At 67.1% G+C, this 19,172-nt stretch carries 19 protein-coding genes; 6 read left to right on the top strand and 13 right to left on the bottom strand.

Annotated features, from left to right (window positions below; translation table 11 throughout):
- Positions 1 to 333: 333 nt before the first annotated feature.
- The 3 genes from thrC to E6C72_RS08265 all read left to right on the top strand — a co-directional run bounded on the left by thrC (position 334) and on the right by E6C72_RS08265 (position 3,692).
- On the top strand, positions 334 to 1,755 hold the full coding sequence (gene thrC, locus E6C72_RS08255; RefSeq protein ID WP_109444201.1) for a threonine synthase: 1,422 nt from the start codon (positions 334 to 336) through the stop codon (positions 1,753 to 1,755).
- The gene (locus tag E6C72_RS08260; protein ID WP_109444202.1) at positions 1,752 to 3,011 is read left to right on the top strand and encodes a pitrilysin family protein; all 1,260 of its coding nucleotides are present in this window, start codon (positions 1,752 to 1,754) and stop codon (positions 3,009 to 3,011) included. Before thrC ends, E6C72_RS08260 begins: the two co-directional genes overlap by 4 nt.
- Before the next feature lie 87 nt (positions 3,012 to 3,098).
- The gene (locus E6C72_RS08265; RefSeq protein ID WP_109444203.1) at positions 3,099 to 3,692 is read left to right on the top strand and encodes a GNAT family N-acetyltransferase; all 594 of its coding nucleotides are present in this window, start codon (positions 3,099 to 3,101) and stop codon (positions 3,690 to 3,692) included.
- A gap of 37 nt (positions 3,693 to 3,729) precedes the next feature.
- Here the strand turns inward: E6C72_RS08265 and E6C72_RS08270 are convergent, their stop codons facing one another.
- The 6 genes from E6C72_RS08270 to efp form a co-directional block, all read right to left on the bottom strand.
- Positions 3,730 to 3,906, bottom strand: a complete 177-nt coding sequence (locus E6C72_RS08270) for a hypothetical protein (RefSeq protein ID WP_247882036.1) — start codon at positions 3,904 to 3,906, stop codon at positions 3,730 to 3,732.
- 157 nt (positions 3,907 to 4,063) lie between these two features.
- Positions 4,064 to 5,458: a peptidoglycan -binding protein gene (locus E6C72_RS08275; RefSeq protein ID WP_109444204.1), complete on the bottom strand. Its 1,395-nt coding sequence runs from the start codon at positions 5,456 to 5,458 to the stop codon at positions 4,064 to 4,066.
- Positions 5,459 to 5,494: 36 nt separating this feature from the next.
- Positions 5,495 to 6,691: a flagellar motor protein MotA gene (locus E6C72_RS08280; protein ID WP_109444205.1), complete on the bottom strand. Its 1,197-nt coding sequence runs from the start codon at positions 6,689 to 6,691 to the stop codon at positions 5,495 to 5,497.
- Positions 6,692 to 6,739: 48 nt separating this feature from the next.
- Positions 6,740 to 7,549, bottom strand: a complete 810-nt coding sequence (locus E6C72_RS08285; protein ID WP_247876091.1) for an OmpA family protein — start codon at positions 7,547 to 7,549, stop codon at positions 6,740 to 6,742.
- 96 nt (positions 7,550 to 7,645) lie between these two features.
- Positions 7,646 to 8,443 (bottom strand): inositol monophosphatase family protein, encoded by a 798-nt coding sequence (locus E6C72_RS08290; RefSeq protein ID WP_109444206.1) that lies wholly within the window; start codon positions 8,441 to 8,443, stop codon positions 7,646 to 7,648.
- Positions 8,444 to 8,543: 100 nt separating this feature from the next.
- Positions 8,544 to 9,110, bottom strand: coding sequence for an elongation factor P (gene efp, locus E6C72_RS08295; RefSeq protein WP_042695430.1), 567 nt, complete (start codon positions 9,108 to 9,110; stop codon positions 8,544 to 8,546).
- Between the two features lie 357 nt (positions 9,111 to 9,467).
- Here efp and epmA point away from each other — a divergent pair, with 357 nt between their 5' ends.
- A complete protein-coding gene (gene epmA / locus E6C72_RS08300; RefSeq protein WP_109444207.1) occupies positions 9,468 to 10,550 on the top strand; it encodes an EF-P lysine aminoacylase EpmA in 1,083 nt (360 codons plus the stop codon).
- A 51-nt stretch (positions 10,551 to 10,601) separates the two neighbouring features.
- Here the strand turns inward: epmA and E6C72_RS08305 are convergent, their stop codons facing one another.
- The 6 genes from E6C72_RS08305 to E6C72_RS08330 form a co-directional block, all read right to left on the bottom strand.
- The gene (locus E6C72_RS08305) at positions 10,602 to 11,936 is read right to left on the bottom strand and encodes an OmpP1/FadL family transporter (protein ID WP_109444208.1); all 1,335 of its coding nucleotides are present in this window, start codon (positions 11,934 to 11,936) and stop codon (positions 10,602 to 10,604) included.
- Between the two features lie 249 nt (positions 11,937 to 12,185).
- Complete coding sequence (locus E6C72_RS08310) at positions 12,186 to 12,992, bottom strand: TSUP family transporter (protein WP_109444209.1); 807 nt, start codon at positions 12,990 to 12,992, stop codon at positions 12,186 to 12,188.
- An 84-nt stretch (positions 12,993 to 13,076) separates the two neighbouring features.
- The gene (thiE, locus tag E6C72_RS08315) at positions 13,077 to 13,748 is read right to left on the bottom strand and encodes a thiamine phosphate synthase (protein WP_109444210.1); all 672 of its coding nucleotides are present in this window, start codon (positions 13,746 to 13,748) and stop codon (positions 13,077 to 13,079) included.
- Positions 13,749 to 13,751: 3 nt separating this feature from the next.
- Entirely contained in the window at positions 13,752 to 14,681 is a 930-nt protein-coding gene (locus E6C72_RS08320; protein WP_109444211.1) for a class I fructose-bisphosphate aldolase, read from the bottom strand.
- A gap of 165 nt (positions 14,682 to 14,846) precedes the next feature.
- Positions 14,847 to 15,083, bottom strand: coding sequence for a hypothetical protein (locus E6C72_RS08325; protein ID WP_247876092.1), 237 nt, complete (start codon positions 15,081 to 15,083; stop codon positions 14,847 to 14,849).
- 110 nt (positions 15,084 to 15,193) lie between these two features.
- Positions 15,194 to 15,673 carry a hypothetical protein gene (locus E6C72_RS08330; RefSeq protein ID WP_247876093.1) on the bottom strand — a complete coding sequence of 160 codons (480 nt, stop codon included), beginning with the start codon at positions 15,671 to 15,673 and terminating at the stop codon, positions 15,194 to 15,196.
- A gap of 190 nt (positions 15,674 to 15,863) precedes the next feature.
- On the opposite strand from E6C72_RS08330, the gene E6C72_RS08335 reads away from it, so the two are divergent.
- Positions 15,864 to 16,208 (top strand): type II toxin-antitoxin system HicB family antitoxin, encoded by a 345-nt coding sequence (locus E6C72_RS08335; protein ID WP_109444213.1) that lies wholly within the window; start codon positions 15,864 to 15,866, stop codon positions 16,206 to 16,208.
- Between the two features lie 176 nt (positions 16,209 to 16,384).
- Positions 16,385 to 18,058, top strand: a complete 1,674-nt coding sequence (locus tag E6C72_RS08340; RefSeq protein ID WP_247876094.1) for a methyl-accepting chemotaxis protein — start codon at positions 16,385 to 16,387, stop codon at positions 18,056 to 18,058.
- 77 nt (positions 18,059 to 18,135) lie between these two features.
- On the opposite strand, the gene gap is transcribed toward E6C72_RS08340, so the two are convergent.
- Positions 18,136 to 19,158, bottom strand: coding sequence for a type I glyceraldehyde-3-phosphate dehydrogenase (gene gap, locus E6C72_RS08345; RefSeq protein WP_136700701.1), 1,023 nt, complete (start codon positions 19,156 to 19,158; stop codon positions 18,136 to 18,138).
- Positions 19,159 to 19,172: the final 14 nt, after the last annotated feature.

Here is a 19,172-nt window from a genome sequence, read left to right on the forward strand (position 1 = left end):
GGATGGAACGATGGAACATCTCCGGGAAGCTGTTTCACTCTGTTCCATGCCGTCCATCCGGAGCCGACGGGGGAACGGGCGGGCCGGAATGGAACGATGGAACATCTCGGGGAAACTGTTCCACGCCGTTTATCCGGAGCCGCCTGGGAAACGGGTCGGCCCGGATTGAACACTGAACACACCCCACGAAACCGTTTCATGGTGTTTCAGACGTTCCACCCGAAGCCGCCGCCCGCCCCAACCGGACGGAATATGCGCCGTGCGTCCCGCACCGCTTGCGTGCGGGCGGGCACCTCGCTAACTATGCCCACTTCATCGGACGGAGTGTAAGCGGTGCGGTACGTCAGCACGCGGGGCGCGGCCCCGGTCTTGGGTTTCGAGGACGTCCTTCTTGCCGGGCTGGCGCGCGACGGCGGCCTCTACGTGCCGGAGACCTGGCCGCAATTCACGGCCGACGACATCCGCGCCCTGCGCGGTCTGCCCTACAGCGAGATCGCCGTCCGTGTGATGCTGCCCTTCCTGGGCGGCTCCATCGCCGAGGACGAGTTCCGCGCCATCGTGCGTGACGCCTATGCCAGCTTCGACCATGCCGCGGTGACCCCGCTGGTGCAGGTTGACCCGACCACCTGGGTGCTGGAGCTGTTCCACGGCCCGACGCTGGCCTTCAAGGACGTGGCGCTGCAACTGCTCGGCCGCCTGTTCGATCATGTGCTGGCCAAGCGTGGGCAGCGGGTGACCATCGTCGGCGCCACCTCCGGCGACACCGGCTCGGCCGCCATCGAGGCCTGCCGTGACCGCCAGAACGTCGACATCTTCATCCTGCACCCCAAGGGCCGCACGTCCGAGGTGCAGCGCCGGCAGATGACCAGCGTGCTGTCGTCCAACGTCCACAACATCGCGTTGGACGGCACCTTCGACGATTGCCAGGACCTGGTTAAGGCGATGTTCAATGACGGCGCCTTCCGTGACCGGATGGGGCTGTCGGCGGTGAACTCGATCAACTGGGCCCGCATCATGGCCCAGATCGTCTATTACTTCACCGCCGCGGTGGCGCTGGGCGCGCCGGACCGCAAGCTCGCCTTCACCGTGCCGACCGGCAATTTCGGCAATGTCTATGCCGCCTATGGCGCCCGCGCCATGGGGCTGCCGATCGAGACGCTGGTGGTCGGATCCAACAGCAACGACATCCTGGCGCGCTTTTTCGCCAGTGGGAGCATGGTCGCGGCGCCCGTGGTGCCTACCTTGTCTCCCAGCATGGACATCCAGATCTCTTCCAACTTCGAGCGGCTGCTGTTCGACCTGCTCGACCGTGACGGCGCCGCGGTGGCGGAGGCGCTGAACCGCTTCCGCACCGACGGCAAGTTCGCGGTGACCGACGCGCAGCTCGCCCGCGCGCTGGCCATCTTCTCCGGCCACCGGGTGGACGAGGCCGCCACCATGGCGACCATTTCCGACGTCTGGAAGGGCAGCCTCTATCTGCTCGACCCGCACACGGCGGTCGGCATCGGGGCGGCCAAGGCGGCGGTTTCCGCCGGCCGGGTCGATCCGTCCGTTCCCATGGTGGTTCTCGCCACCGCCCATCCCGCCAAGTTCCCCGACGCGGTGGAAAAGGCGACCGGCCGCCGGCCGGAGCTGCCGCCGCGTCTGTCCGATCTTTATGTGCGCGAGGAGCGCCTGTCCGACCTGCCGAACGATCTGGCGGCGGTCCAGGACTTCGTCACCAAGCGCGCCCGCGCCGCCCAGGAGGCCGCATGAGTTCCATTCGTGTGACGACGTTGCCCAACGGGCTTCGCGTCGCGACCGACACCATGCCCGACGTGCAGTCCGTTTCGCTCGGCTGCTGGGTCGGGGTTGGCACCCGCAACGAGGCGGCGAGCGTCAACGGCGTCGCCCACCTCGTCGAGCATATGCTGTTCAAGGGCACCCGCCGCCGCTCGGCCTTCCGCATCTCCGAGGAGATCGAGAATGTCGGCGGCCAGCTGAACGCCTACACCACCCGCGAGCAGACCGCCTATTACGCCAAGGTCCTGCACGAGGATGCGCCGCTGGCGCTCGACATTCTCTCCGACATGATCCAGCACTCGACGCTGGACGCCGAGGAGCTGGTGCGCGAGCGCACGGTGGTTTTGCAGGAAATCGGCCAGAGCGCCGACACGCCCGACGACATCATCTTCGACCATTTCCAGTCCACCGCCTATCCGGGCCAGGCCATCGGCCGTCCGGTGCTGGGCTCCGCCGAGATCGTCGGGGCCCTGCCGCGCGAGGCGCTGGTCGACTACATCGCCGGCCATTACGGCGCCCCCGGCATGGTGCTGAGCGCCGCCGGCCGGATCGAGCATGACCGAATGGTCGATCTCGCATTCAAGGCGTTCGGCGACCTGCCGAGCGGCGCCCCGCCCAAGCCGGAGACCGCCCGCTACACCGGCGGCGACTTCCGCGAGGACCGCGACCTGGAGCAGATGCACCTCGTGCTCGGCTTCGACGGGGTGGGGGTGCACGACCCGGACTTCTACGCCCATTCGGTGCTCTCGACCCTGCTCGGTGGCGGCATGTCGTCCCGCCTGTTCCAGGAGGTGCGGGAGAAGCGCGGGCTGGTCTATTCCATCTACACCTTCACCGGCGGCTACCATGACGGCGGGCTGTTCGGCGTCTATGCCGGCACCGGCGAGGACGAGGTGGCGGAACTGGTCCCGGTCGTCTGCGACGAGATTGCCAAGGTCGGCGCCGACGTCACCGAGGACGAGGTCGCCCGCGCCCGTGCGCAGTTGAAGGCCGGCACGCTGATGGCGCTGGAAAGCACCATGTCGCGTTGCGAGCAGCTGGGTCAGCAGATCCTGATCTACGATCGTCCGGTCCCGGTCGAGGAGATCGTGGCGAAGATCGACGGCGTGGACCGCGATGCCGTGGTCAAGGCCGCCACCCGTCTGCGCGCAAGCCGCCCGACCGTGGCCGCTCTCGGCCCCATCGCCAAGCTGGAGAGCTACGACCGTATTGCGGAGCGTCTCGCCTGACGATGAAGACGGTGGCAGCATCTCCTCTCCCCTTGCGCTTTTCTCCCTCTCCCCCCGGGGTGAGGGGCGGGGTGAGGGGGATGCTCAATGATCCGCCTTCTTCGCAGCGGCCTCATCAGCCCGCCCGCGATCCGGCTCGACGGACCGCACTGCTACATCCGGCCGCCGCTTCCGCGCGACTGGCGGGAGTGGTCCGATCTCCGCGCCGCCTCGCGCGCCTTCCTGACGCCCTGGGAGCCGACTTGGCCTGCCGACGCCCTGACACGCACCGCCTTTGCCCGGCGGCTGCGGCGGCAGGCGCAGGAGTGGCGGGACGATCTCGGCTACAGCTTCCTGATCTTCGATCGGGCGACCGACGCCCTGGTCGGCGGCCTCGGCCTGACCAACATCCGCCGCGGTGTCGCGCAGATGGGCACGCTCGGCTACTGGGCCGGCCAGCCTTATGCCCGCAACGGCTATGTGTCGGGCGGGACCCGGCTGGCTCTCGAGTTCGCCTTCAACCAGCTCGGTCTGCATAGGGTCGAGGCGGCCTGCCTGCCCACCAACCTGCCAAGCCGCGGTCTGCTGGAGAAGGTCGGCTTCACCCACGAAGGCTATGCCCGGGGTTACCTGCGCATCGACGGCGCATGGCGCGACCACGTCCTCTACGCCATTCTGCGAGAGGAGTGGAAGGGGAACTGACTGAAGTGCCCTGCCGCTCCATCCCGCTTGGCGAGGCTCACTTCGAAGGCTGATTGTTGCCGTGGGCGTCCTGCTGCTGGTCGGCCTGCTTCTTGGTGTCGTCCTTCTTCTTGGCTTCGTGATGGCCGACCGCGCAACCGACGGCGGCCCCGGCGACCCCGTGACCTGATCCGACCATATGGCCGGCGACGCCGCCGACGGCAGCGCCCTTCACGCATCCCTTGGCCTCGACCGGGCGGGGCAGGGCGGCGATCCCCCTGTCAGGACGGCGACCGACAAAGCGGCAATGACTGTCTTCATCATGGCTGATCCTTCGCTTCGACAGGAGTGTCGACGGAAGGAAAACAGCCGCCCACGTGCTGCGGTTCCGGTCAGCGCTGGTCCAGCTTGATCTCGATCCGGCGGTTCTTCGCCAGCGCCTCGTCCGACGTGCCGGGGTCGATGGGCTGGAACTCGCCGAAGGCGGCGGCAGCGAGCCGCTCAGCCGGAATGCCCTGATCGATCAGGAACTTCACCACCGACAGGGCGCGGGCGGACGACAGTTCCCAGTTGGAAGCGAACTGGAAGCGCACCGGCTTTATGTCGGTGTGGCCGTCCACCCGCAGGACCCAGTTGATGTCTGACGGGATCGCCTTGCCGATCTCGATCAGGGTGCGGGCGAGGTCGGCCAAGCGCTGCTTGCCAGCGTCCTCCAGCGTTGCCGAACCGGATGGGAACAGCAGTTCCGACTGGAAGACGAAGCGGTCGCCGACGATCCGGACATCCGGCCGGTTGCCCAGCGCCTCGCGGACGCGGCCGAAGAACTCCGACTTGTAGCGGGCGAGATCCTGGACCTTGGCGGCGAGCGCCTGATTGAGCCGGGCGCCAAGCTCGGCGATCTGCACCTTCTGCTCGGCCGATGCCTTCTCCGATGCCTCCAGCGCCGCACCGATGCGGGCCAGCTGGTCGCGGAGAGCCAGCAACTGCTGGTTCAGCAGGTCGATCTGCTGCTTGCTCTTGGTTCCCTCGGCCTGCTCACCAGTCAGGGAGGCCATCAGGTCGCGGATCCGCAGATCGCGCTGGACCAAATCCTTTTGCGCCTGAGACCGACTGTCGACCAGCTGCGATTCCAGCCCCTTCAGCCGGATGTCGCGCTGGTCGATCTCCTTCTGTGCCAGCATCGTCTTTTCGGCGGCTGACGCCAGTTCCGACTCCAGAGCCTTGGCACGGTCGCGGGTGGTGCCGAGTTCGGTCAGCAGGGCTTGACGCTGCTGCTCGGTCAGTTTGGTGGCGGCGACCGCTGCGGCGAGTTCCCCTTCCAGCTTCTGCCGGGCGTCCCGCAGGGCCTTGATGTCGGCTTGGAGGCTGAGGATTTCCTTCAGTTTCAGGTCCAGCGACTCGCGGTCGACACGGACATTGCGCTGAAGCTCTTCCAGGGTGCGGGTGGTGCGGTCGCGGTCCTCCTGAAGCTGGCTCAGCTTCAGGGTCATGTCGTCACGGGCGGTGACGGAGGTCTGCAACTCGGTCGACAGCTGGGTGATGTTGACGCGCAGGTCGGCGTTGGCGTCCCGCTCCATCGCCAGCAGGTCGTTCATCTCCGCGATCTTGTGGTTCAGCGCAGTCAGCTGCTCGTCACGGCCGGTCAGTGCGGTGGCGAGGTAGAACTGCGCCACGACGAAGACCATCAGCAGGAAGATGACGACCATCACCAGCGACGACAGGGCGTCGACCCAGCCGGGCCAGGCGCTGGCGTCGCGATGGCCGTTGCGGCGGCTGATGCTGGCCATGGGGACTCCCGGCGTTGGCCTATCGTGGTGTGGACGTCAGCGCGGCTGTTGCTGGTCGGCTTCTTCGGCGAGCGCGGCGATGGTGCGGGCCAGCAGCTTGATCTCGCTGCGAATCTCCTGCACCGCCTGGACCCGGCCGTTGGAGGATTCCTCGACGATGCGGGCGAGGTAGATGTCCATGTTGCGCAGATGCTGGCGCGAGGCGTCGTCGAAGCCGGCGCCGGAATTTTCCGCCAGCCGGTCGAGCAGCCCTTTCACCTCCAGCTGGTTTTCGCCGAGGCGAAGGAGAAGCTGCTGTTCGGCGCGCATATGGTCGGTGAGGCTCGACAGCCGTTCGGTCAACGCCATCAGGTTGGCGTTGGCGGCACGGCGGCCCTCCTCGGCGGTGGCGACGGTGCGCTGGAGCGAGTCGAGATTCTCGGCGGTCTGCTCAAGCAGGGCGGTCAGATAGGCCGAGGCGGCATGATCGCCCGACTCGAGCCCACCGGCGGCGCCGCTCGACAGGCGGGTGGCGCTGGACAGCCAGTCCTCCAGATCCTGGAAGAAGCGGTTGTGGGCCTGACTGGCCTGGAGTTCGAGGAAGCCCAGCACCAGCGATCCGGCCAGACCGAAAAGCGAGGAGGAGAAGGCCGTGCCCATGCCGACCAGCGGCGCTTCCAGCCCCTGTTGCAGGTGGGAGAACATGGTACCGACATCGCCGCCCTGGACCGACAGGCTGCCGATGACGCCGCCGACCGATTGCACGGTGTGCAGAAGACCCCAGAAGGTGCCGAGCAGACCGAGGAAAATCAGCAGGCCGATCAGGTAACGCGACAGCTCCCGCGATTCGTCGAGGCGCGAGGCGATTCCGTCCAGCAGCGAGCGCATCGACAGCGCCGACAGGGTCAGCCGGCCGCGCCGCTCGCCCAGCATGCGTGCCATCGGCGCCAGCAGCACCGGTTCCTGCAAGGAGGCGGGGGCGACGCCGCTCTGATACTGCTCCAACCACGCCACTTCGGGGCGGAGCATCAGAACTTGGCGGAAGATGAAGGCGATGCCGGCCAGCAGCGTCGCCAGAATGACCCCGTTCAGCGGTGCGTTGTTGAGAAAGGCCGAGCGCAGGGCGGGGAACAGCAGGCCGGTCACCGCGCCGACCACGACCAGGAACAGGATCATCCGGGTCAGGAACCGCTCCGGGCGTGTCATGAGGGCGGATACCTCCAGCGGTCGGGTCGTCGGGATGGTGGCGGTCATGATGCTCCGAAGGTGTGTTCCGATCAGACCTCGCGCACGGGGTGGGCGCTATTCATTCAGAAAGACGGCGTCGATGCGGTCGGAAACCCCACCGCCCTCGTCGAGACCCAGCGCACGAACGTCGACGCGCGTGCTGCGGATCCCGAAGGCGCTCAGCCGCTCGCGCAATGCCAGCGCCCTGGCCAGGGCCCGCTGCCGCGCCTCGCGTGCCGTGTCGGGCGTTCCGCTGGCATAGGAGCGGAGTTGGAGCCTCGCGGTGTCGCTGGCGCGCAGCCGCTCGACGATCCGGTCGACCACGGCGTCCGCCGCATCCGGCAGATTGGTGGCATCGGCAGGGAACACAAGGCTCAAAACGCTCGAAGGTGGCAGGTTAGCCACCGGAGGTGCCGCCTCCGGGGGAGGGGGCAATGCTGCCGTGTCGGTCCGCGGAGTCCCCGCAGTTGGAGGCGGAGCGGGAGCAACGGGCACTGGTTCGGCAGCTTTGCCCTGCGCAGCGGGTTGCTGCGGCTGGGCGGGAGTTGCCGCCGGGGGCTGGGTGCGCACGATGGTGGAGCGGGGCGCCGGTTGGGCCGGACCCTCGGTCAGCGTCGGCGGCGGTGGTGCTTCCAGCGGCTGCGGCAGGTTCAGGCGCGGCGGCGCCTTTACCGGCGGCGGGGTGCGCAGGCTGGGACGGGGCGGCACCGACAGCGGAACCGCATTCTCCAGCGTCAGGCCTGCGGGTGCGGCTGTCGTCGTGCTGGCCGGGGTAGCCGCCGACAGGGCAGCCGGAGAGAGCGTCCAGACCGCGCACAGCGCGGCGGCGGCAAGGTGCTTGCGGTCGGCGTGTCCCCAGCGGCGCAAAACGATGTGTCCCGTCAAACCTTTGTTCTGCGAACCATAGCCTATCGATCGCTCCAGCCACAACCGCTCATCCGCCGTCTCCATTCGGGAGGCGACGGAGGAGCGGTTCGGCGATCAGCCCTTGGCGCCCTTCAGCAGGCGGGCGACCGGAACCTGGAGGTGGCTGTTGGCGGCGAGCACGTTGCCGGTGAAGACCGGATTGCGGCCACCCTCGATCTCGCCGACGAAACCGCCGGCCTCGGTGACCATCAGAACGCCGGCCGCGCAGTCCCACGGAGCCAGACCGCGTTCCCAATAGGCGTCGAATCGGCCCGCGGCGGTGTAGGCGAGATCGAGCGAGGCGGCGCCGAAGCGGCGGATGCCCGCGACCTCCTTCATCACCGCTTCCTGTTCCTTCAGGAAGGTGGCGTGGTCGCCGCGGCCCTTGAAGGGGATGCCGGTGGCGATCACGCAATCCTCCAGCCGGCGGCGTTCGGAGACGCGCAAGCGGGTGTGGTTGACGAAGGCGCCGGCGCCCTTCTCGGCCCAGAACAGCTGGTCGCCGATGGGGGCGTAGATCACGCCGGCGACGATCTCGCCATTGCGCTCGGCGGCGATGGAGATCGCCCAGTGCGGCAGGCCGTGCAGGAAGTTGGTGGTGCCGTCGAGCGGATCGACGATCCAGCGCGCCTCGGCATCGCTGCCCTTGGACGCGCCGCTCTCCTCCATCAGGAAGCCGAATTCGGGCCGCGCCTTTTGCAACTCCTCGCGCAGGGTGCGTTCGGCCTTCAGGTCGGCGGCGGACACGAAGTCGGCCGGCCCCTTGCGCGACACCTGGAGGTGTTCGACCTCGCCGAAGTCGCGGACGAGACCCCGGGCGGCCTTTTCGGCGGCGCGGACCATGACGTTGATGAGAGCGGAGCGGGTGGCCATGGGTGTTGATGTACCGTTTCGTGCAGCAGGAACCAGAAAACAATACACCGGCCTCCGCGCGTGGCGAAGACCGGTGATGGCAGGACGGACCTGGGAAGGATCAGTCCTTGGCGCGCTCGACGTATTCGCCGCTGGCGGTATCGACGACGACGCGGGTCCCGGCCTCGATGTGCGGCGGAACCAGGATCGACACGCCGTTCTCCAGCTTGGCCGGCTTGTAGGAGGAAGAGGCCGTCTGGCCCTTCACCACCGGGTCGGACTCGGTGATCAGCAGGGTGACCTTGCCGGGGATCTCGACGCCCAGCGGCGAGCCTTCATGGCTCTGCACCGTGACTTCCATGCCGTCCTGCAGGAAGACGGCCGGGTCGCCGATGATGTCGCGCGGGATCGAGACCTGCTCGAACGTTTCCTTGTCCATGAAGGTGAAGCTGTCACCTTCGGCGAAGAGGAAGGTCATCTCATGCTCGTCCAGGCGAGCGCGCTCAACGGTCTCCTGGGTGCGGAACCGCTCGATCGACTTGGTGCCGGTGCGAACGTCCTTCATTTCCAGCTGGATGAAGGCGCCGCCCTTGCCAGGCTGCACGATGGCGGTTTTGGTGATGACCCAGAGCTTTCCGTTGTGCTCCAGCACATGGCCGGGGCGCATCGTGTTGGCATTGACCTTCATGGCTTACTCGTGAATTCCAGAATACGGGCGGCGCGGACCCTACCAGCTTGACCGCCCATAGGCAACGGCGCGGAACGCTAACGGCGTGCGATCCGGGAGATTGTCGGGCGATTCTTCGCCGAACCGGCCCGCGCAGTTTAGAATGGCTCCAGCAATGGGACGTTTGGAACGTTTGGAACGTTTTTGGCGACCCTGTTCAGTGTTCCTTTCGTCCCGTGCGCACACCCGATCCGGCGATGACCCGAGTTTACCATGGGAGGAGGCTGTGACCAATGCCGAGCCGGCTTGAGTACGCCGGTCCTGAATGCTCAGATGCGCCCGCACCCCTTTCGACCGTCCATCAAGAGCGCACCCTTCATGTCCGCCCCGATCCGCTCCGTCTCGATCTCCTCTGGCGATCTTCCCCCCTGGCATCCCGAGGCGCTGGCCCGCCGCCGGCCCTATCTGGCGGCGCGCGGCCGTGTGCTGAACGCCGTCCGCCGCGTGTTCGAGGAACTGGCCTTCATCGAGGTCGACACGCCGGCCCTGCAGGTGTCGCCGGGCATGGAACCGCATCTCCAGGCCTTCGCCACCGAACTGCGGGGACCGCATCCGGACGACCGCCGGCCGCTCTACCTGCACACCAGCCCTGAATTCGCCATGAAGAAGCTGCTGGTCGCGGGCCTGCCGCGGCTGTGGCAGCTGGCGCATGTCTATCGCAACGGCGAGCGGTCGGGCACGCATGCGCCGGAATTCTCGATGCTGGAATGGTATCGCGCCGGCGACGGCTACCGCACGCTGATCGACGACTGCCGCGACCTGCTGTGTGCCGGGGCCGAGGCCGGCGGGCGGCGGAGCTTCAGTTTCCGCGGCATGACCTGCGATCCCTTCGCTGCGTGGCGGGTGCTGACGGTGCCCGACGCGTTTCAGGAGTATGCCGGCATCGATCTGATGGCGACCTATGACGGCAGCCACGATCCCGACCCGGGGGCCCTGGCGGCGGAAGCGGGGCGCATCGGCATCCAGCCGCATCATGGCGACCGCTGGGAGGACATCGTCTTCCGCATCATGTTCGACCGCATCGAGCCGCATCTGGGTGAGGGCGTGCCCTGCGTGCTGACCGACTATCCGCTGTGCATGGCGGCGCTGTCGCGGCCGAAGCCGGAGGACCCGCGGCTGGCCGAGCGCTTCGAGTTGTATGCCTGCGGGCTGGAACTGGCCAACGCCTTCGGGGAACTGACCGATCCGGCGGTGCAGCGTGCCCGCTTCGAGGCGGATATGGCGCTGAAGGAGCGGCTCTATGGCGAGCGCTTCCCGGTCGACGAGGATTTCCTGGCGGCGTTGGACCATGGCATGCCGCAGAGCAGCGGAATCGCCATGGGTTTCGACCGGCTGGCGATGCTGTGCAGCGGGGCCGAGAGCATCGAACAGGTGCTGTGGCTGCCGGTGGCGGGGGTTTGAGGAGGAATGCGTCCCTCTCCCGCCTGTATAGGCGGGAGAGGGCAAGCGTTCTCAGAACGTGAACTTCGCCTGCAGGCCGATCAGGTCGATGCTGCTCTTGTAGTCGACGTTCAGGTTGCCGCGGCCGGCTTCGGCACCGGTCAGGTCGTCGGTGAGGGCGACCGAGGTCTTCGGGATGAAGACGTGCGAATAGGCGGCATCGATGCGCAGGCTGTCGGTCACCTGATAGCCGGCGCCGGCCGACACCCAGTAACGGTTCTGCTCCGGAATGCGCGGCGTGCGGTATTCGACGTCGACCGACCCCTTGTCGAAGGCGACGCCGGCGCGCAGCGTCAGCTTGTCGGTCACCTTGTAGGAGGTGCCGAGCGCGTAATACCAGCTGTCCTTCCAGTGCTCTTCGGTGACGGAGTTCAGCGCCGGGTTGGCGACATTGACCCGCAGCTCGCGGAAGCGCGACCAGTTGGTCCACTGCACATCTGCCATCACCGCCCAGCGGTCGGTGACCTCGTGGTACAAGCCGATGGAGGCGATGTCCGGCGTGGTCAGGTCGGCGTTGATGCTCTGGCTGGGCAGGGCGCCGGCAAGCGAGGCCGGCAGGCCGGTGAAGGAAATGGTGCCGGTCAGCGTGTGCTTCACCGCCGAGCGGTAGGAGAGGCCGACGCGGGTGCCCTTCACCGGTTCGATCAGGGCGCCGAGCGTGAAGCCCCAGCCCCAATCGTCTCCGGTCATGTCGCTCTTGACGTCGAGCGAGCCGGGGCGGCCGAGGCGGCTGGCGCCGAAGTCGGAGGCCTGGGACAGCTTGGCCTTCGCATACTGGATCTGGACGCCGCCGCCCAGCGTGATCATCGGGTTGATGCGGTAGGACACCGACGGCGAGAAATTATAGGTGCGCAGGTCGGAGCGGATGCCGTGATAGCGGCCGATCCAGTTGTCGCCGTAATCGGTCACCAGACCCCAGGGGCCGTTGGCCGACAGGCCGACCTTCAGATCGTCATTGATCGAATAGACGAAATAGCCGGCCGGGACGATGGCGTCCTGGGCGATGTCGCCCGGCGAGGCGTTGCCGCTGATCGAGGTGCCGCCGAGCCGCCGGGCGCGGGTGGCGCTGGCGCTGTCGACCTTCGACTTCACGATGACGCCGGTGGCGGTCTGGACCACTTCGATCCCGGTCACCAGCCCCATGGTCGCCGGATTGTAGAACATCGAGCTGGCGTCGCCGTTGCCGCCGGCGGTCACGCCGGCATAGGCGGTCCCCTGGCCGGATACGCTCTGCTCCTTCAACGCAAAACCAGCGGCGAAGGCCGTGGAGGCGGTCGCGATCGGCGCGGTCACCGCGATGGCGGCAGCGGCGGTCATCAGGCGTGTCTTGAGCGTCGTCGGAGACATTCGTTCCTTCCCCAAATTGTGTTATTGACGCAATGATACACGAACTGACGCTTACGTAAAGAGGGGCGCACCACTTTTTGTTGGCTCTACGAACAGCTTTGCGGAGCCTGTTGCAAATCGAAAGGGGGGAAAGGCGAATGCGCACAGGGCGTCATCCCCAACCGAAGGAGCTACTCCGGTTGGGGATGACGCCCTGTGGCGAAATGTCGCAGGAGATAATTGGGGGAGAAGGGCGGCGGCCGCCCTCCGTCAGGCGATCCAGGCGGTGGCGGCGGTGAACAACTCGCGCAGGATGTTGTGCTCGTCGGTCCAGACAAGCTTGGCGGTGATGACGATGGAGGCGACGACCAGCATTGGGCGCACGACTCGGGCGCCATTGCGGATCACCATGTGGGCGCCGGCCTGGGCGCCGATGTACTGCGCGACACCCATCAGCAGACCGACCGTCCACAGCACATGGCCGCCGGCGATGAAGAACAGCAGCGACGCCAGGTTGCTGGTCAGATTCAGCACCTTGGTGTGGGCGGTCGCCTTGCGCAGGTTGTAGCCGAGCAGGGAAACGAAGGCGATGGCGAAGAAGGTGCCGGTGCCCGGCCCGAAGAAGCCGTCATAGAAGCCGATGCCGGTGCCGATGCTGAGCGCGAAGGCGTGTTCGCCGATGCGCTGGTGAGCGTCGACGTCGCCGGCCTTGGGCGACAGCAGCAGATAGAGGGCGATGCCGATCAGCAGGATCGGGATGACGTCGCGCAGGAAGCTGGGGTCGAGCATCTGCACCAGCGTGGCGCCGGCGCCGGCGCCGACGAAGGTACAGAGGATCATGGTGCGCATCGCGCCGGGATGCACTTCGCCGCGGCGGACGAACTTGATGGTGGCAGACAATGATCCGAAGCTGGATTGCAGCTTGCCGGTCGCCAGAGCCTCGGCCGGGGACAGGCCGGCGGCCAGCAGAGCGGGGATGGTCAGCAGACCGCCGCCACCGGCGATCGAATCGACGAAGCCGGCCAGCAGACCGATGGCGAACAGGATGCCCAGCGCCTCGGGCGTCAGAAGGTCCATGATATGTGGGAAATCCGCGTGGGAGCCGCTTGCCGGCAAGGCCGGCTCATCCTCGCGACAGCCGGTGGGGCGGAATATCTACAATCAGCCGGCTCCACCGGCAAGCGCGGTTTCTACTGCGGCGTTCAGCGCCCGGACCCCGGCGCCCGGACCCTGGGGATGGCCCCAGACGGCGTTGACCACGGCCAGAAAATCGGCGCCTGCGGTGACCAGCGGCGCGCAATTGTCGGCGGTGATGCCGCCGATGGCGACGCAGGGGACCTCCATCAGCTCCGACCACCAGCTCAGCAGTTCCGGCTCGGCCTTGTACTCGGCCGTCTTGGTGGTGGTGGGGAAGAAGGCGCCGAAGGCGACGTAATCGGCCCCTTCCTCGCCGGCGATCATGGCGAGATGGCGGCTGTCGTGGCAGGTGACGCCGACGATGGCGTCGTTGCCGAGAATCTTGCGGGCGTCGCGATAGGGCGTGTCGGTCTGGCCGACATGGACGCCGTCGCAGCCGGCCTCGCGCGCCAGGCGCGGATGGTCGTTCAGGATGAAGGCGACGTCACGCTCCTGCGCGATCGGGCGCAGCACGTCGCAGGCGCGGCGGATGTCGTCCTCGGAGCAGTCCTTGAGGCGGAGCTGCACGCAGGCGACATCGCCCGCATCCAGCGCCTCCGCCAGAAGTGGCGCGAACGCCGCCGGCACCAGGGCCGGCGGCGTCACGAGGTACAGTCGGCAGGCAGGTTCCGCCTGCGTCGGCTTTCCCTTGGCCAAGTGTTACTCCCGGCCCTGGTAGATCTTCATGATCCGGTCGAGCAGCTTGAGCGCATCCTCGCGCGGGCGCTGGAAGGCGTTGCGGCCGATGATCGAGCCGTTGCCGCCGCCGTCGCGGATGGCGCGGGCGTCCTCGAACACCGCGTCCTCGCCCTTGGTGGCGCCGCCGGAGAAGACCACGATGCGGCGGCCGTTGAAGGTGCACTGCATGATGTGCTTCACCCGCTCCGCCTGGGTGGCGATCGGGATGTTCTTCGACTCGTAGATCTTCTTGGCTTCCGGCTGCTCCAGCGTGGCCGACGGCAGCTTCACCTTGATGATGTGGGCGCCGAGCAGAGCGGCCATGTGGGCGGCGTAGCCGATCACGTCGATGGCCAGCTCACCGTCCTTGGTGACGGCGCCGCCGCGCGGGTAGGACCACAGCACGGTGGCGAGGCCGTAGGACTTGGCCTCCTTCGACAGCTCGCGGAACTCCTCGTACTGATTGTACATGGAGTCGGAGCCGGGATAGATGGTGAAGCCGATGGCGGAGCAGCCGAGGCGCAGGGCGTCCTGGACCGAGGCGGTGACGGCCTGGTCGGCGTTTTCCTTCTGGGTGGACAGCGAGTTGGCGCTGTTCATCTTCAGGATCAGCGGGATCGACCCGGCGAAGGTGCCGGCGCCGGCTTCCAGCGAGCCCAGGGGAGCGGCGTAGGCGTTGCAGCCCGCGTCGATGGCCAGCTGGTAGTGGTAGTGCGGATCGTAGCCCGGCTCGTTCGGGCCGAAGCTGCGGGCCGGACCATGCTCGAAGCCCTGGTCGACCGGCAGGATCACCAGCTTGCCCGTACCGCCGAGCTTGCCTTCCATCAGGATGCGGGCGAGATTCGCCTTGGTGCCGGGATTGTCGCTCTCGTAGTTGGCGAGAATGTCTTTGACGCGGCGCGTGAGCTTCATTGTGGCTCTTCCCCTGGGCATTCTTGGAAATGGCGCCGTCTTAGCCCGGATTGGCCGCATTTGCAACGGCGGGAGGGGCATAAAGCGGCCATTTGCCACGCCTGAACGGCCTAGGGCATGCGGCCGGGGCTGGCCCGTGGGGGTGGAAAGGCCCTGTCCTAGGGGTTAGGGCAGAAGAGAGCCGACCAGCGCGTAGAGCCCGTAGCCGGCCCCGCCGAGAACCGCCCAGGATCCCACGGTCAGCCCGACCCAGACCGCGATCAGCCTCAGGCCGCGCATCTTCTCGGGCCCGGTGGCGGGGCCCTTGCCCATCCGTTCGGAATGCCGGCCGCCGGTGGTGTGCCCCGGACGGTCAGGGTGTGCGATCGTCTGGTCCGGCGTGGTGAGGGAGGTGATGCTCATGGGGGGCTCGTCCGGCATCGGGGGGAGGGCGGCGTGTCACAAAAATATCCTTAGGTGACGTTACACCACCTTTGCGCGGCGAGGCTGTGCGAAAAAGCGGTAGTCCGACCCTAACCTTCGGTGCGCGTCAGCCACCGGCGGCATAGCGCCTCCAGCCGTTCCGGGTGGGTGCCGCCCCGGCTTTCGGCGGCGAGGTCCAGCAGGGGCGGAGTGGCGGTCAGCAGGGTGGCGCCGCGGGCCGCGGCGATGGCCGCCAGCCGGGCGGCCGCCAGCGGATGGCCGGTGAACAGCAGGACCGGTACCCCGGCCGCCAGCGCACCCTGCGCCTCCCCGGCGCGGTCCCCGCAATCGAGCAGGCCGGTCAGGTCGAGCGTGGGGTGGGATCGGCGCACCCGCTCCAGCACGCCGAGCAGCCACAGCGCTCCGCCCGCCGGCGGTGCCATCAGGACGAGGCCTGCTCCAGCCGATTCCTTGGCCGATTCCCCGGCGGATTTCCCAGCCGATTCGGCCGCCTTCGCCGCGGCCAGCGCGTCGGCGAGGCTGCGGATCAGAATGGGGCGGGAGAGCGGAGGGGCTGTCATGATCGGCATCGGCGTCTGAATCCGGGGGGACGAGCATCCTAGCCGGGCCTGCCGGACGGCTCCACCCCACAGGCGGTTGAGAGAATTGAGGCAGGTCAAACCCTGCGGTCGCCGTCCCGGAGTATGGTCAGTCACAGAGGGCGGAAGGCCGCAGCGCCGGCATCCGTTTCATTGGAATACCTCCCCCGGGAATGCCGCGATGATGGAATACAAGGGTTACAAGGCCCAGATCGACTTCGACAACGACGCAGGCGTCTTTGTCGGCGAAGTGATCAACACCCACGACGGCATCACCTTTTCCGGCCGCTCTGTGGACGAGCTGCGGGAGTCCTTCAGGCAGGCGGTGGACGATTATCTCGATCTGTCCTGCGACATGGGGGGCGACGGCGAACAGCCCTTCTCCGGACAGCTCGCCATCCGCATCAACCCGATCCTGCACCGCGCCGTCGCCGATTGCGCGGCGCGGGAGGGCAAGAGCGTGTCGGCCTGGATCGCCGAATGCCTGGGCCGCGCCGCCGGCGTCGCCAACCTCAAGGCCGGCTGAGGATTCGCAAAATGCGATGCTGATTGCGTGCGTCCTGTGAGCCGATTGGCGGAATGGCGAGCAGGCTTCCCGTCAAACGTTTTACCTCTCCTGGTGGCACCACACCCGTAACTGGCATTGTCCTTGCTCTGCATCCCTTGAACGATAAGGGGGGATGCCTCATGAGCGGATATAAGATGACTTTGCGTGCAAAGCTGTGGGCACTCGTGGCGCTGGCCGGCGCCGTGTCCGTCGCGATTGCCGCCGCCGCCCTTTGGCTCGACCAGCGCAACATGCTGGAGGAGCGGAAGGAGACCTTGCGCTCCGTCGTGCATACCGCCCATGGGCTGGCCACCGGATATGAAGCCGAAGTCAAGGCCGGACGTCTGACGCGCGAGCAGGCGTTCGAGCGGTTCAAGGCCAATCTCAACACCATGTTCTACAACGGCAAGGACTACATCTTTGCCCAGAATCTGAACTACCAGACCGTCATCCACCCGGTCCGGCCCGACGTGATCGGCAAGGATCAGCGCGACAACAAGGACTCCAACGGCGTCTTCTTCGTTCGGGCGCTGGTCGACACCGCGCGCACCAAGGGCGACGGGTTTGTGGAATACATGTACCCCAAGGCGAACAGCGACGTTCCTTTGCCCAAGCTGAGCTATGTGAAGATGTTCGAGCCGTGGCAGCTGGCCATCGGCACCGGCGTCTACATCGACGACCTCGACACCCGCTTCACCCACAGCCTGTGGACCATGGCCGCGATCGTCGGCGGGCTGGCCCTGCCGGTGGTGGCGCTGATCGCGCTGGTCGGCAACTCGATCAGCCGGCGCATCCGCCGCCTGTCCGATGCCATGCGCACGCTGGCCGACGGCAACCTGTCCGCCACCGTTCCGGAGATCGCGAGCGGTGACGAGCTGGGCGACATGGGGCGCGCGGTGCAGGTGTTCCGCGTCAATGCCGAGGCAGGCCGCCGGCTTGAGGCGGAGCAGGCCGAGGCCGCCCGCAGGGCCGAGGAGGAAAAGCGGCAGTCGATGGACCGGCTGGCAGCGCGCTTCGAAGGGACGGTCGGCGGGATGATCCGTTCCGTCTCGTCCACCACCGACCAGCTCGGGCAGAAGGTGCAGGCGATGTCCCAGGCGGCCGCACAGACCAGCCAGTTGGCCGGCATTGTGGCGAGTGCGAGCGACGGCACCGCTGCCAATGTCCAGACCGTCGCCGCCGCATCGGAGCAGCTGTCCAGCTCCATCGTCGAGATCGGTCGGCAGGTGTCGGAAGCCAGCCGCGTCGCCGGCGAGGCGGTCGGCATGGCGCAGGAGGCCACCGGCCGCATCGGCAGCCTCGCCGAGGCGGTCGAGCGGATCGGCACCGTGGTCGGGCTCATCAACTCCATCGCCGGCCAGACCAACCTGCTGGCGCTGAACGCCACCATCGAGGCGGCGCGGGCCGGTGAAGCGGGCAAAGGCTTCGCCGTCGTCGCCAGCGAGGTGAAGGCGCTGGCCAACCAGACGGCCAAGGCGACCGACGAGATCGGCGGCCAGATGAGCGGTATCCAGGCGGTGACCGGTCAGGCGGTGACGGAAATCCAGAAGGTGTCGGCGGTGATCGAGCGGCTGAGTGCTATTGCCACGGCGATTTCCGCCGCGGTCGAACAGCAGAACGCCGCCACCGCGGAGATCACCCGCTCGGTCCAGCAGGCTGCCGCCGGCACCGGCGAGGTGTCGTCCAGCATCTCCGGTGTCACCGCGGCGTCCGACGAGAGCGGCCGCACCGCCCGCGAACTGGTCGACGCGCTCGGCAAGCTGACCAGCGAAGCGGCCGGGTTGAACGCGCAGGTCGGCGATTTCCTGGCGACGGTGCGGGCGGCGTAGAAGCTGCCGCGCGTTTGCCCATAACGAAAAAGGGCGCCTTCCGCGAGGAAGGCGCCCTTTCCCTGTCGAAGCGAGGCTTACTTGGCGTTCGCCATGGCGACGGCGGTGTCGCTCATGCGGTTGGAGAAGCCCCACTCGTTGTCGTACCAGGTCATGATGCGGACGAAGTTGCCGTCGATGACCTTGGTCTCGTTCAGCGCGAAGATCGAGCTGTGCGGATCATGATTGAAGTCGGTCGAAACCAGATCCTCGGTGTAGGCGCCCAGCACGCCCTTCAGCGGGCCGTTGGCGGCATCGGAGATCGCCTTGGTGATCTCCTCGACCGAGGTGGCGCGCTTGGCGGTGAACTTGAAGTCGACGACCGACACGTTCGGGGTCGGGACGCGCATGGCGGTGCCGTCCAGCTTGCCCTTCAGATCCGGCAGGACCTTGCCGACGGCCTTGGCCGCGCCGGTCGAGGTCGGGATCATGTTCAGGGCCGCCGCGCGGGCGCGGTGCAGGTCCTTGTGGTTGGTGTCGACGATCCGCTGGTCACCCGTGTAGGAGTGGATCGTGGTCATGAAGCCCTTCTCGATGCCCACCAGATTGTGGAGGACATGCGCGACCGGGGCCAGGCAGTTGGTGGTGCACGACGCGTTGGAGACGATCTTGTGCTCGGCGGTCAGCTTGTCGTGGTTGACGCCATAGACGACGGTGATGTCCTCGTCGGTGGCCGGGGCCGAGATCAGCACCTTCTGCGCACCGGCTTCCAGATGCTTGGCGGCGTCGGCGCGCTTGGTGAAGATGCCCGAGCATTCCATGGCGATCTCGACGCCGAGATCCTTCCACGGCAGCTTGGCCGGGTCACGCTCCTGGACAACCTTGATCGAGTGGCCGTTGACGATCAGCACGCCATTTCCGTTTTCATCGGCGCCGGTCTCGATGGTGCCGGGGAAGCGGCCGTGGACGCTGTCGTACTTCAGCAGGTGCGCGTTGGCCTTCAGATCGGCGAGGTCGTTGATCGCCACGACCTCCACGTCCTTACGGCCGCTCTCGTAGATGGCGCGCAGAACCAGACGGCCGATGCGGCCAAAACCGTTGATCGCTACCCGTACAGCCATGACTTCCTCCAGTT

It is taken from the genome of Azospirillum sp. TSH100 (assembly GCF_004923295.1).
In the GTDB taxonomy this organism is placed as follows: Bacteria; Pseudomonadota; Alphaproteobacteria; order Azospirillales; family Azospirillaceae; genus Azospirillum.